The organism is Rhodococcus sp. SB1D, assembly GCF_048573875.1.
Lineage (GTDB): Bacteria > Actinomycetota > Actinomycetes > Mycobacteriales > Mycobacteriaceae > Rhodococcus_F > Rhodococcus_F qingshengii.
Window position 1 is genome coordinate 311,657 of the sequence record NZ_JBMAIQ010000002.1, and the last position, 12,937, is coordinate 324,593.

Consider the following 12,937-nt stretch of genomic DNA (forward strand, 5'->3'; position numbering starts at 1 on the left):
CAGTTGCTCACCCTTACTGAGGTGACGCAAGGTTGTGTGCACGCGGGTGAGCTGCAGTGTCCCCATTGACAGGTGGCTGTATATACAGGACTATACATTCATCAAAAGTGACACAAGGCACATTGCGTAGATGATGTGATGCACGCCCTCGGTGGCCGAGTCCTTCGATCGATGGAGTTCTGATGACTGAACGTCTTCCTGGAGAAGACCGGACGGAAGACGACAATGTCCTGCTCGACGGGAAAGGGTTGTCGGTTCACCGGGTGAACGAAATCGCGCGAGAGCCGGCCGTGATTCGACCTGCCGACGCGGCTCTCGAGCTCACACGGCGGTCATGGGAGACCGCGGTTCGGGTTTCCTCCCGTCAAGCGGTGTACGGGCGCACTACCGGGGTAGGCGGGAATCGCGAAACATCCGTCTCCGACGGTGTGCAGCAGGATCTGAGGCTTCTGAGAAGTCACGCAACGGGATCGGGCCCCAGGCTCCCTGACCGGTTGGTGCGCGCCGCGATCGTCATCCGCACCAACCAGATCCTCAACGGCGGCTCAGGTATGCATCCCGACATCATCGACGGTCTGGTTGCTGCTGTTGCTTCACAGAACCTGCCGACAGTGCACGCACGCGGTGCGATCGGAACGGGTGACCTGAGTGCGTTCTCCGAAATCGCCATGGGGCTGATCGGCGAGAGCCCGCTTCGCGACGGACGCACCGGAATCGGTTGGACTCCGCACCACGGTGATGCACTTCCGTTCATTTCCACCAATGCGATGACGGTGGCGATCGCCGGCGACACCAGTATCGAAGTCGCGGGGTGGCTTCAGCACTGCTTGGTTGTCAGTGTTCTTTCCGTGCTTGCGTCGCGTAGTTCTGTCGAACCGTTTGCTGCACAAGTACAGTCGGCAAGAATGCACTTCGGTCAAGCGGAAGTCGCAGAGCGGGTTCGCGATCTGCTGGCACCACACGACATCACACCCGTGAGAGTTCAGGACTCGTTCGGGTTTCGCGCCCTACCGCAAATCTTGGGTGCCACCTGGCAAGCGGTGCATCGACTGCAGAACACGCTGAGTATCGAGATGAATTCGTCTTCGGAGAATCCGCTGGTGTCGGTCGAAGACGACATGGTGTTCCACAACGGAAATTTCCACGCAATGCCAATAGCCCTTGCAGTCGACGAGGCGAAGTTGGCGGTCGCCAGTGCTGCCCTGCTCTCGCAATGTCGGCTCGCCAACCTCTCCGACCCCGCAGTCACCGGCCTTCGTGCGTTCCTTGCAGACGGTCCCGACGGCAGCAGCGGAACCATGCTTCTCGAATACACGACTTCTGCTGCCATTGCCGAGATCCGCTCGTCGGCGGTACCGGGGTCGTTGGGCCACACGGTAATTTCGCGCGGCACCGAGGATCACGCAAGTTTCGCATCCCAAGCTGCAACTCAATTGGCGGACATTCTTGCCCAATCTCGATTGGTGCTGGCGTGTGAACTGATCTCGGCAGTTCGCGCACTCTCGCAACAACAGCGTGAGCTGGATCCGGCGACCGAGCTCGGCGCGTACCTCGCGCGTGCGCGTTTGGTGCTGGACACGAGGACCGAAGACCGGCCACTCAGTGCAGATCTGAGTGCCGCCGTGAACTTTCTTTCTCAACCGCTCGACCAGTAAGCAGGTGGACCGAATCACAAGTAGGTGTGTGCTCGAACGGAACTCGACCATTTCTCCTGGGTGCGTCCGGACTCAGGTCGACACGAAAGTAGTTCGTAGATGATCAAATTCGACAAGGTCACCAAGGCGTATCCAGACGGAACCATTGCCGTCGATGCTCTCGATCTGGAATGCCCGACGGGAAAGATCACCGCGTTGGTGGGTCCTTCCGGCTGCGGCAAGACGACCTCACTCCGCATGATCAACAGGCTGATCGAACCGACGTCAGGCACGATTTCGCTCGACGGCGAGTCCACGGCGGGAATGGATCCGGCCCTTCTGCGTCGACGCATCGGGTACGTGATCCAGCACGCGGGTCTCTTTCCCCATCGCACCATCGTCGACAACATAGCGACCATGCCTCGATTGCTCGGTGCGAGTAAAAAGGAATCTCGCACTCGCGCTATGGAATTGCTCGAAACGGTTGGTCTGACGACCAACTTCGCCGACCGCTATCCGTGGCAGCTCTCCGGAGGGCAGCAGCAACGAGTCGGTGTTGCGCGAGCATTGGCTGCGGATCCGTCATTCATGCTGATGGACGAACCGTTCAGCGCCGTTGATCCGGTTGTTCGCGGCCAGCTGCAAGACGAGTTTCTCCGTCTGCAGAAGGAAATCGGAAAAACGATCATCATCGTCACCCACGACATCGACGAAGCGCTGAAACTCGGGATCAAGTGGTGGTTCTGCGTACCGGCGGCATTCTTGCGCAGGCGGCGACGCCCCTCGAATTGCTGACTCAACCTGCCGACGAATTTGTTGCCGACTTCGTCGGACGTGACCGTGGGTACCGATCGTTGGGGTTCACGACATTGGACGGCGACCTACCGACGGTGTCAGAACCCGTTGCGCATCTGGGCGATTCCGCTGCGGCGGCCCGCGCACTCACCGGCGATACGTGGCTGTTGGTAGTGGATCCCGCGAACAAGCCGCTCGGATGGGTGAGGCCGGACGCGCTCACGGATTGTATCCGCCCGGATGACTTGAATCTCAGTGGAACACTTGCTGATTCCACCGGGACGATGCGCGCTCTGCTGGATGCGGCGCTGTCAGCGCCGAGCAAGCGGGGCGTTGTCGTGGACGACGCCGGACGCCTGGTGGGAACCGTCACTGCGCATGCTGCAGTGGAAGCCATCGAGGCTGCCGATCTGGCTGACGCGGGGAGGGCGCTTCGATGAACTTCGAATGGCTCGGACGTCAGTCCGACCGGATCATGGACTTGGTGGGATGGCATGTTCTGCTGTCGTTGATTCCCTTGGTGATCGGCTTGGTGGTCGCGTTGCCGATCGGCTGGGTCGCCTATCGCAGTCGTCGGTTGCATCCCTACGTGGTGGGGACGGCCGGATTGCTCTACACGATCCCTTCGCTCGCGCTCTTCGTGCTCCTGCCTCCAATTCTGGGTACCAAGATTCTGGATCCGATGAACATCATCGTGGCGCTCACCGTGTACACCGTTGCTCTGCTCGTGCGGGTAGTGGCCGACGCGCTCGATTCGGTTCCGCCGGAGACGGTTCTGGCAGCGACGGCGATGGGTTACCGGCCGTATCAGACGCTGTTGAAAGTACAGTTGCCAGTAGGAGTTCCGGTGATCTGTGCAGGTTTGCGCGTCGCAGTCGTCTCGAACGTCAGTCTTGTCTCACTCGGCGCACTCCTGGGTATTCCGCAGATAGGTTCCTTGTTCACCCAGGGATTTCAGTTGCGTTTCTACACGCCCATCATCGCGGGTATCGCTCTGTGTCTGGTGCTGGCGTTGATCCTTGATCTCCTCATCATGTTGGCGAATCGGCTGTTGACGCCGTGGACCCCGAAAGTGACTACATCATGATCAGCTTCCTTCTCGACGGATCCCACTGGACCGGGCCGGACGGCATCCCCACCCTTCTCGTTCAGCATTTGATGTACACATTCGCCGCGCTGGCGGTGGCTGCGGTTATCGCGATCCCGCTCGGTCTCTACATCGGACATACGGGCCGTGGCTCCGTTGTTGTTGCTGGACTGGCCAACTCGCTACGAGCGCTGCCGACCATCGGTCTGCTGATCCTACTGGTTCTCATCATCGCGCCGTCATTCCCGAACAAACTCGCGTATCTGATCCCCAGCCTCATCGTCCTGGTGCTTCTCGCGATCCCTCCCATTCTCACCAACACGTACGCCGGAGTTCGAGCGGTCGATCAGGCTGCAGTCGACGCCGCGCGGGGGATGGGATTTCGGTCGATGCGGATCTTGACCGAGGTCGAGATTCCATGTGCCCTACCACTCATGTTGTCCGGCATCAGAAGTGCCGTGCTTCAGATCGTCTCCACTGCGACTGTCGCCGCTTACATTTCTTTGGGCGGACTCGGCCGGTTGTTGATCGACGGAAAAGCTCAGAGCGATTACGGCCAGATGGCGGCCGGAGCCGTACTGGTATCGCTGATTGCCCTGGTTTTCGATCTCGGAATCGGAGCACTGACTGCGCGGGTCGTTTCGCCTGGCCTGACCAGGCGCGATCGGAAGAAGAAGACCGAGAAGACCGCCGCCCCCTCACAGCGCACCGCTGTGCCTGAGCCCGCACCGATCTGAGGACGTTCGACATGAAGAAGGTATTGATCGCCGCGTTGGTCGGCGTGACAGCGGTTGCGTTGTCCAGCTGCGGAATCGGCAAGGACCCCTTGGCTACGGACGGCGGCGGTAGTGCTGAGGGCGCCATCGTGATCGGTTCCGCCGATTTTCCCGAGAGCCAACTGATTGCGACCATTTACGCCGAAGCGCTTCGTGCCAACGGTATCGACGTTACCGAGAAGTTGAACATCGGTAGCCGAGAACTCTATGTACCGGCACTGCGCGACGGTTCCATCGATCTGATCCCCGAGTATTCCGGCGCCTTGTTGCAATATCTGGACAGCAAGACAACGGCGACGGCTTCAGATGAAGTATCCGCTGAAATCGATGCGAAATTGCCCAAGGGTCTGGTGGCTCTCGAGCCCTCGCCCGCAGAGGACAAGGATGTACTTGCCGTCAAACAGGAGACGGCGGAAAAGTATTCGCTGGAGACCGTCGAGGATCTGGTGCAGCATGCCGACGAGTTGACTCTCGGCGGACCGCCGGAATGGAAGACGCGCGAAAACGGCGTCGCCGGCTTGAAGACCAAATACGGCCTGACATTCCGGGAGTTCCTGGCACTCGATGCAGGTGGACCCCTCACGCTCAATGCGCTTCTGAGCGGGCAGATACAGGTTGCCGATGTCTTCAGTACCGATCCTGCGATGCGCTCGGAGAACTTGGTTGCACTCGAGGATACGAAGCACCTCTTCCTCGCGGAGAACATCACGCCGATCATCAACGAGTTGAAGGCTCGCGATGACGTCCGATCCGTGCTCGCGGGGGTTTCGGCGGCGCTGACCACCGAAGATCTCATCGAGATGAACCAGCGCGTTGCCGATCTCGACGACATGAGTGACATCGCTCAGGACTGGTTGCAGGAGAACTCCCTGGTGCCATGATCGAAGGCCGGGGTGGCGTCCTTGTCGTCGGTCGAACAGACGATATCGATACGACCCCGCTCGGGGTAACGTCGCGAAGTCAGGCATGCCTCGACCTCGCGGCGAGCCGTTCCGACCAAGGATGCCGACATGCCGAGAAGCCGACCGCGCACACCCATTGGACGAGTTCGGAACGGCGCAGCCACTACAACCACGGTTGTAGTGGCCGGCGTGTGTCTGGCATCAGGCTGGAACGCCCATGCAGTTTCCGAGTTGCGCTGTAGTTCCGTTCACGACGCCTGGTGGCACCGGACGGGCAATTCTCACCAGCGAGGGCGTCACCGTCATCGAATCACCGCCGGGAACGCTGACCGACCGCGGCGTCGGTGACGGCTCACCGTGGCTCAAATCGAATCGGCCTACGGCAACGATCATTCGACACGGACGATTCAGACTGAGTCAGGCCAATCGATCTTCGTCACCACCGGTGATCCGGGGCAAATCGGCAATGGCGACCCCGGAGGGTTGATCGGCTTTTCGATTCACGACGGTACGGTCGGGCCTCCTGTGATCGGTGGTGTCCCCGGCTTCGAGTACTGCTCGGGCAATTCGTCGACTTCGACTTCGACTTCACGACTGCCGACGGCATCCACATCCGAGGGGTGCGGAACGATCACGTACCCCGAGACAGGCGTTGTCGCCGCCATCGGCAATCTGCAAGGCGGCATCACTTGTGAGGTGGCAAAGGACATAGTTTGGAGTGCTCGAACAGAACTCGTGGAATCAGTTTTCAGGCAGTCCCGTAGATCTGCTGGAGGCGCGCCGAGGCTAGCGCTGAACCGGCACGTGCTTCGTGACTATCCGGTGGATCAGACGAGCAGCCGTTCGGGCAGTGCGATTGTCGACGTCGAGGCTCGGGTTCAGTTCGGCGACATCGAGAACCGCGAGCTTTCCGCTGGACGTGACTCGATCACATACGTATTGGATGGTTTCCAGGCTGACACCGAAGGCCGCAGGTGCGCTGACGCCCGGCGCCACAGCTGCAGGCAGGACATCGAGGTCGATGGTCAGGTAGACCAGATCGACGTCGTCGAGGAAGTCTGCGAGGAACTGATCCACGACGCCTCGGCCGATCGCTCCGCATTCTTCGTCGAGCAGATAGCGAACACCGAGGCGGTGAGCCGTGTCGAACAGTGCCGTGGTGTTGCTCGGTTGGCTGATTCCGATCACGCTGTACTGATGCGAGGTGCCTGCCGCGGCTTCGTCCTCGGCGATCTGACGAAAGGGTGTGCCGGAGCTGGGTATCGGATCGCCCCGCAGGTCGAAGTGCGCATCCAAGTTGAGGATTCCGAGTTTGGCTCCAGCGGTTCGCAACTCGGAGCCCGCGACGCCGAGATACGTGCCGTAGGCGATTTCGTGTCCTCCCCCGAGAACCACGGGGAAGTGTCCCGAATCAAGCGCAGCGCTGACGGCGTTCCCGAGTGCGGCTTGACCGGCCTCGAGTTCTTCACCCGACACGGCAACGGTTCCGGCGTCCTGAATCTGCAGTGGTTCGGCCAGCGCCATGGAAGCCAACCCGGCTCGCAACGCGTCCGGGCCATCCGCGGCGCCGCGGCGGCCCTTGTTGCGGCGGACTCCTTCGTCGCTGGAGAATCCGATCAGAACACAGTCGCCGGGAGCTGTTTCGGCTGAATACGGTTGCACGGCATGATGCCACCGCAGATGCTCGGCAGTGGTGCCGTCGGAGCGCCCGGTCCACGGCTTGGGTTCGATGTCGACTGCGATCTGATGAGCCACGACGGCCTCCCGGTGAGTGTATTTCAGTAGCTTGTGGCGAGTGCGCCGTTTTTCCAGACCTCGCGCACCAGAGGGACGCCCGGGCGGTAGGCGAGGTGGAGGTACGACGGTGCATCGAGCGCGATGGCGTCGGCACGTGTTCCGAGAGAAAGGGTTCCGACGTCGGTGCGCTGCAGCGCCCGGGCGCCTCCTGCAGTGGCTGCCCAGACTGCCTCGGCGGGTGTCATGTGCATGTCTCGCACCGCAATTGCTATGCAGAACGGGAGGCTGGTGGTGTAGCAGGTGCCGGGATTGCAGTCGGCGCCGAGAGCTACGGTGACGCCGGCGTCCAGCAGTGCGCGGGCGTCGGGGTACTTGTTGCGGGTGGAGAAGTCGGCACCCGGCAACAGTGTTGCGACGGTGGAACTCTGAGCCAGGGCGTCGATGTCCTCGGCGGTGACGTAGGTGACGTGATCGACGGATGCGGCTCCCATCTCGACGGCGAGTTGAACTCCTGGCCCTTCGCCGAGTTGATTGCCGTGGACGCGGGGGATCAGTCCAGCGGCGACGCCTGCGCTCAGGACTGCATGTGCCTGTTCGCGGTTGAACGCGCCTCGCTCGCAGAAGACATCGATCCACTTCGCGTGTGGCGCACAGGCAGGGATCATCTCGTCGCACGCCATGGCGACGTAGTCATCGACGCGACCGGCATATTCGGGTGGTGGAACGTGGGCGGCCAGCAGTGTGACCTCGTCGGTGAACTGTCCGGCGATCAGTGCGCTGCGTAGTTCGCTCTCGGTGTTCTGCCCGTATCCGGTCTTGCATTCGACGGTTGTGCTGCCCGAGCGCAGGGATTCGTCGAGTAGGCGTCGAACATTGGCCTGCAATTGTTCGTCGGTGGCCGAGCGCGTCGCTTCGATGGTGTTGCGAATGCCGCCGGCGGCGTACTTCTCGCCCGCCATGCGAGCTGCGAATTCCTCGGCCCGCTCGCCACCGAACACCAGGTGCGAGTGACTCTCCACGAAACCGGGGAGCAGGGCCCGACCGCCGATATCCTGACCGATATCGGCAGCCGGGGCGTCGGCGGAATCGCCGACCCAAGCAACAACGCCGTCGTCGAAAACGATTGCCGCGTCGTGTCGTACGCCGAGCTTGCCCTCACCCAGAGTCGGGTCATTGGTGACGAGGGTTCCGATGTTGGTCAGAACGGTGGTTCGAGAACCATTCGTGGTCAATGTAATTCCTAACTCAGGGTGAGGTGGTGGAGCTGTTTCAGTTCTCGGTCATCGGGATGCGGACGCCGCGGGTGGCTGCCGTGTCGATGGCGTGGTCGTATCCTGCATCCGCATGCCGGATGACGCCCATCCCGGGATCGTTGGTGAGAACTGCTTCGAGCTTCTTGGCTGCGAGTTCGGTGCCGTCGGCGATGCACACCTGTCCCGCGTGGATGGAGCGCCCCATCCCGACGCCGCCGCCTTGGTGGAGTGAAACCCACGAAGCGCCGGACGCGGTGTTGACCAGGGCGTTGAGCAGCGGCCAGTCGGCGATCGCGTCGGACCCGTCGATCATCGATTCGGTTTCGCGGTACGGCGAGGCGACCGATCCGGAGTCGAGGTGATCGCGGCCGATGGCGATCGGTGCGGAGAGCTCGCCCGAGGCCACCATCTCGTTGAACTTGAGGCCGGCGAGGTGGCGCTCACCGTATCCGAGCCAGCAGATGCGAGCCGGAAGGCCTTCGAAGGCAACCTTTTCGCCGGCCATGGTGATCCAGCGGCGCAGGTGCTCGTTCTCGGGGAAGAGTTCGAGGATGGCCTTGTCGGTGGCCTCGATGTCCTTGGGATCACCCGAGAGCGCCGCCCAGCGGAAGGGGCCGAGGCCTTCTTCGAAGAGCGGACGGATGTAGGCGGGAACGAATCCGGGGAAGTCGAATGCACGGTCGTAGCCGGCCTTGCGGGCCTCGTCGCGGATGGAGTTGCCGTAGTCGAATACCTCGGCGCCGGCGTCCATGAATCCGACCATGGCCTTGACGTGTGCGGCCATCGCGTTGCGGGAATCTTCGGTGAACTTCTGCGGATCCTTCTCCGACATGGTCTTCATGTCGCCGAAGTCGATGCCGATCGGCAGGTAGGCGAGGGGATCGTGCGCCGAGGTCTGGTCGGTCACGATGTCGATGGGGGCCTTCATCTCCAGCAGCGCCGGGAAGATCTCTGCCGCATTGCCTTCGAGGCCGATGGAGAGCGGCTTCTTGGCATCGCGTGCCGCGGTCGCCAGTTCGAGCGCGTGCTCGATGCTGTCTGCCTTGGTGTCGAGGTACTTGTGGGCGATACGACGGTCGATGCGGGTGATGTCGCAGTCGACGCAGATCGCGACGCCGTCGTTCATAGTGACGGCGAGAGGCTGAGCGCCGCCCATGCCGCCGAGACCCGCAGTGAGGGTGATCGTTCCGGCGAGTGAGCCGTTGTAGCGCTTCTTCGCGATGGCGCCGAAGGTCTCGTACGTACCCTGCAGGATTCCCTGGGTGCCGATGTAAATCCAGGAGCCTGCGGTCATCTGGCCGTACATGGTCAGGCCGAGGTCTTCGAGACGGCGGAACTCTTCCCAGTTCGCCCAGTCACCGACCAGGTTGGAGTTGGCGATCAGCACTCGCGGTGCCCACTCGTTGGTGCGGAAGACACCGACCGGCTTGCCGGACTGCACCAGCATGGTCTCGTCGTTCTTCAGCGTCTTCAGCGTGGCGACCATGGCGTCGAAGGCAGCCCAACTACGCGCTGCGCGACCGGTTCCGCCGTAGACGACGAGGCTGTCCGGGTGCTCGGCAACATCGGGGTCGAGGTTGTTCATGAGCATGCGCAGGGCACCCTCCTGCTGCCAACCGAGCGTCGTGAGCTCGGGGCCGCGGGGAGCACGGACGGGGCGCGGCTCGTGGCCGGGGGTGCTGATTTCCATTGTGTTCTCCTAGCTTGCTGAAGTTCGAAAGACGTTGGGGGATCAGACGCGAGAGTCGGTCATCGCGGTGTGATCGGGGTAGATCATCGACGAAGGGGGATTGCTCGTGCGCTTGGCGAGTGGGTAATAGATCAGCCCGGTGAACACGATGCCGACCAGCCACGAGATGTCGGCGCCGCCGAGCATGTCCGTGACGGGGCCGGTGTACATCTTCTGGGCGAGGAACGGGATCTGGGCGAGAACGCCGGCGGCGTAGCAAGCCAATGCGGTGAAGTTCCATGCTCCGTATCGACCGTTGACGTCGTACAGCGCCGGAATGTCGATGCGTTCCTTGGAGATCAGGTAGTAGTCGATCAGATTGATCGCACTCCACGGCGTGAACACCATCAGCAACACCAGGACGAAGTTCTTGAAGTTGTCCAGGAAGTCGGCGCTGGCGGCGATGGCGATCAAGACCGAGACCGCAGTGAAACCGAGGATGTAGAGGGTGCGCGCGGTGCTCGAGATTCGCGACTGTCCGTTGAAGGCGGTGACGGTGGTCAGGATCGACATGAATCCGCCGTAGGCGTTGAGCACGTTCACCGTCAGCTTGCCGACCAGGATGACGAAGTAGATCAGGAAGGCGATGGCAGCGGGTCCGGCCAGATCTCCCATGAAGCCGACCTGGTTACCCAGGAACGCGTCGCCGGCGCAGGCCGCGACGAGAGCGCCGAAGGTCATGGACCACTGCGATCCGATGACACTACCGAGGAACGTCGACCAGAACGTGGTGCTCTCGGAAGTGCTGCGCGGCAGGTAACGCGAGTAGTCGGCGACGTACGGGCCGAAGGTGAGCTGCCAACCGGCACCCAGCGAGATCGCGAGCAGGAAGGTGACTATGTCGAAGCCCTTGATGCCGACGTACGAGGCGACGTCGTACTCGAGGAACAGTCGAACGGCCAGGTAGGAGAATCCGACGATGCCCACGACGGTGGCGATCCTGCCGACGATGTGGATCAGCTTGTAGCCGGTGACCGCGACGAATGCGGTGAGGAGACCGAAGACGACGATGCCGACGGTGGGGCTGTCGATGTGCAGGATCTTGTTGACGGCCTGTCCGGCCAACACGGTGCCGGTGGCAGCGAAGCCGAGGTACATCAGGATGACGAGAACAAGCGGTACGACTGCTCCCTTGACGCCGAACTGGGCGCGACTCGAGATCATCTGGGGGAGACCCATACGCGGGCCCTGTGCGGAGTGAAGCGCCATGACAGCGCCACCGAAGATGTTGCCGATCAGAAGTCCGACGATCGCCCAGATGGCGTCCGCGCCGAATACGACGGCGAGAGCGCCGTCGACGATTGCAGTGATCTGCATGTTGGCGCCGAACCAGAGAGTGAACTGGCTGCGCGGGGTGCCGTGTCGTTCTGCATCCGGGACGACGTCGATAGTGCGTCGTTCCGGAGTGAGGATGACCTCGGCCGGTCCATCGTGAGTCATAGGCCTGTCTTTCTGCTGCGAGCCCGTCGAGCGACGGAATCGACGTCGGGGTATTGCCCACCTTCTTCGTGCTTGGTGCTTTGCGCCTTGTGCTTTGTGCGCTGGGTCACTGTCACTGCGGATAAATGTATATGCCTGTATATACAGGCGTCAATACCCGGGACCCGTTTTCGCGTAAATGCTGTGTAACACCGCGCGAGAAATCAGAAACCCTTACCCGGGTTGAGGATTCCGAGCGGGTCGAAGGCAGCCTTGATCGATCGGTGCAGTTGCATGCTGTCCTCGCCGAGCTCGAGAGAGAGCCAGCGACGCTTCAGAACGCCGACGCCGTGCTCTCCGGTCAGAGTTCCGCCGAGTTCGAGAGCACGCCGGAAGACCTCGTCCGCGGCGGTCCACACGGCTTCGGGGACCGAGCCGTCGGCAGTGCGGTCGAAGACGAAGGTCGGATGGACGTTGCCGTCACCAGCATGCGCGACAGTCATGATCTTGACCATGTACTCGGCGGCCGCTCGGTCGATACTCTCGAGCATGTCGGGCAGTTTCGACCGCGGGACCCCGACGTCTTCCACGAGACATTGCCCGAGTCGTTCGGAAGCCGGATAGGCGAGTCGGCGAATCTCGAGTAGCTGTGCGGCTTCTGCCGCGTCCTGCGAGACGGCGACAAAATCGGCGCCCGCCCTCTCGAAGTGTTTCTGCATCGCCGCGGCTGCTGCGTCGGCATCGACCCCGTCGGCCTGTGCGATCAGCATCGCGGCGGTGTTGTCTTCCAACCCGATTCGTTTCCAGTCGTCGACGGCGCGCAGCGTTGCTCGATCGATCAGCTCCAGCAGGCTCGGCCCGATTCCGTCGCGAACGACCGCGGCAACCGCGTCCGCTGCGGAGCGGAGAGAATCGAAACTGCCGACGACGGTGACCGGTGCTCTCTTGGGCTTGGGCTGCAACTTCAGCGTGGCACTCGTGACGACTCCGAGTGTTCCTTCCGAACCGACAAGAAGACTGGTCAAGTCGTATCCCGCAACACCTTTGACGGTCCTTCGGCCTGTCCGCACGATCCGACCGTCGGCGAGCACAACCTCGAGACCCAGGACTGAATCGCGGGTGACGCCGTACTTCACGCAACGCAGTCCACCGGCGTTGGTGGCGATGTTTCCGCCGATCGTGGAGATCTCGAAACTGCTCGGATCAGGGGCGTACATCAGCCCGTACTCGTCTGCTGCTCGGCTGATGTCAGCGTTGATCACCCCGGCTTCCACGACAGCGAGCTGATCGTCCGGATTGACCTCGAGAATCGAGCGCATGCGAGTGGTCGAGATGACCAGGCAGCCCTCGACGGCTACCCCGCCGCCCGCCAAACCGGTTCCCGCACCGCGGGTTACCACCGGGACACGGTGAGCAGTAGCCCATTTCAGAGCCTCGGAAATGTCGGCCGCAGTTTCGGCGAGCATGACGGCTACCGGATGGCCGGGTTCGGCGAGATGGGCCTCGTCACGGCGGTACGAGTCCATTACCGCAGGGTCGGTGATCAGGCGACTCGAACCGATCGACCGAGCAAGTTCGTGGACGGACATTCTTTTCTCCAGTCGG

11 protein-coding genes and 1 pseudogene are annotated in these 12,937 nt (G+C 61.9%); 6 read left to right on the top strand and 6 right to left on the bottom strand.

The genetic code is table 11. The annotated features are described in order from the left end of the window. Positions 1-182: 182 nt before the first annotated feature. The 6 genes and pseudogenes from ACN50D_RS07020 (at position 183) to ACN50D_RS07045 (ending at position 5,681) form a co-directional block, all read left to right on the top strand. A complete protein-coding gene (locus ACN50D_RS07020) occupies positions 183-1,655 on the top strand; it encodes an aromatic amino acid ammonia-lyase (protein ID WP_211920923.1) in 1,473 nt (490 codons plus the stop codon). Between the two features lie 99 nt (positions 1,656-1,754). Further along, positions 1,755-2,869 (top strand): annotated as a pseudogene (locus ACN50D_RS07025) (ABC transporter ATP-binding protein). Further along, complete coding sequence (locus ACN50D_RS07030) at positions 2,866-3,516, top strand: ABC transporter permease (protein ID WP_003940005.1); 651 nt, start codon at positions 2,866-2,868, stop codon at positions 3,514-3,516. Before ACN50D_RS07025 ends, ACN50D_RS07030 begins: the two are co-directional and overlap by 4 nt. Beyond that, on the top strand, positions 3,513-4,253 hold the full coding sequence (locus ACN50D_RS07035) for an ABC transporter permease (RefSeq protein WP_030536962.1): 741 nt from the start codon (positions 3,513-3,515) through the stop codon (positions 4,251-4,253). The genes ACN50D_RS07030 and ACN50D_RS07035 overlap by 4 nt, the downstream gene beginning before the upstream one ends. Positions 4,254-4,264: 11 nt before the next feature. Continuing rightward, entirely contained in the window at positions 4,265-5,173 is a 909-nt protein-coding gene (locus ACN50D_RS07040; protein ID WP_030536963.1) for an ABC transporter substrate-binding protein, read from the top strand. Positions 5,174-5,411: 238 nt separating this feature from the next. After that, complete coding sequence (locus ACN50D_RS07045; RefSeq protein WP_054826833.1) at positions 5,412-5,681, top strand: hypothetical protein; 270 nt, start codon at positions 5,412-5,414, stop codon at positions 5,679-5,681. Positions 5,682-5,694: 13 nt separating this feature from the next. Here the strand turns inward: ACN50D_RS07045 and ACN50D_RS07050 are convergent, their stop codons facing one another. The 6 genes from ACN50D_RS07050 to ACN50D_RS07075 all read right to left on the bottom strand — a co-directional run bounded on the left by ACN50D_RS07050 (position 5,695) and on the right by ACN50D_RS07075 (position 12,921). Beyond that, positions 5,695-5,859, bottom strand: a complete 165-nt coding sequence (locus ACN50D_RS07050) for a hypothetical protein (RefSeq protein WP_156778929.1) — start codon at positions 5,857-5,859, stop codon at positions 5,695-5,697. Positions 5,860-5,980: 121 nt separating this feature from the next. Continuing rightward, positions 5,981-6,949, bottom strand: a complete 969-nt coding sequence (gene hutG, locus ACN50D_RS07055; protein WP_211920921.1) for a formimidoylglutamase — start codon at positions 6,947-6,949, stop codon at positions 5,981-5,983. Between the two features lie 23 nt (positions 6,950-6,972). Then, positions 6,973-8,163, bottom strand: coding sequence for an imidazolonepropionase (hutI, locus tag ACN50D_RS07060; RefSeq protein ID WP_054187472.1), 1,191 nt, complete (start codon positions 8,161-8,163; stop codon positions 6,973-6,975). A 37-nt stretch (positions 8,164-8,200) separates the two neighbouring features. Then, entirely contained in the window at positions 8,201-9,874 is a 1,674-nt protein-coding gene (gene hutU, locus ACN50D_RS07065) for a urocanate hydratase (RefSeq protein ID WP_007732742.1), read from the bottom strand. 42 nt (positions 9,875-9,916) lie between these two features. Beyond that, the gene (locus tag ACN50D_RS07070) at positions 9,917-11,353 is read right to left on the bottom strand and encodes a purine-cytosine permease family protein (RefSeq protein WP_003940251.1); all 1,437 of its coding nucleotides are present in this window, start codon (positions 11,351-11,353) and stop codon (positions 9,917-9,919) included. A gap of 203 nt (positions 11,354-11,556) precedes the next feature. Next, on the bottom strand, positions 11,557-12,921 hold the full coding sequence (locus ACN50D_RS07075; RefSeq protein ID WP_064443721.1) for an FAD-binding oxidoreductase: 1,365 nt from the start codon (positions 12,919-12,921) through the stop codon (positions 11,557-11,559). Positions 12,922-12,937: the final 16 nt, after the last annotated feature.

What these genes read in the sequence shown, in the direction of transcription:
- ACN50D_RS07020 (WP_211920923.1), top strand. Translation starts at nt 183, where the DNA reads ATGACTGAACGTCTTCCTGGAGAAGACCGGACGGAAGACGACAATGTC.
- ACN50D_RS07030 (WP_003940005.1), top strand. Translation starts at nt 2,866, where the DNA reads ATGAACTTCGAATGGCTCGGACGTCAGTCCGACCGGATCATGGACTTG.
- ACN50D_RS07035 (WP_030536962.1), top strand. Translation starts at nt 3,513, where the DNA reads ATGATCAGCTTCCTTCTCGACGGATCCCACTGGACCGGGCCGGACGGC.
- ACN50D_RS07040 (WP_030536963.1), top strand. Translation starts at nt 4,265, where the DNA reads ATGAAGAAGGTATTGATCGCCGCGTTGGTCGGCGTGACAGCGGTTGCG.
- ACN50D_RS07045 (WP_054826833.1), top strand. Translation starts at nt 5,412, where the DNA reads ATGCAGTTTCCGAGTTGCGCTGTAGTTCCGTTCACGACGCCTGGTGGC.
- ACN50D_RS07050 (WP_156778929.1), bottom strand. Translation starts at nt 5,859, where the DNA reads ATGGCGGCGACAACGCCTGTCTCGGGGTACGTGATCGTTCCGCACCCC.
- hutU (WP_007732742.1), bottom strand. Translation starts at nt 9,874, where the DNA reads ATGGAAATCAGCACCCCCGGCCACGAGCCGCGCCCCGTCCGTGCTCCC.
- ACN50D_RS07070 (WP_003940251.1), bottom strand. Translation starts at nt 11,353, where the DNA reads ATGACTCACGATGGACCGGCCGAGGTCATCCTCACTCCGGAACGACGC.
- ACN50D_RS07075 (WP_064443721.1), bottom strand. Translation starts at nt 12,921, where the DNA reads ATGTCCGTCCACGAACTTGCTCGGTCGATCGGTTCGAGTCGCCTGATC.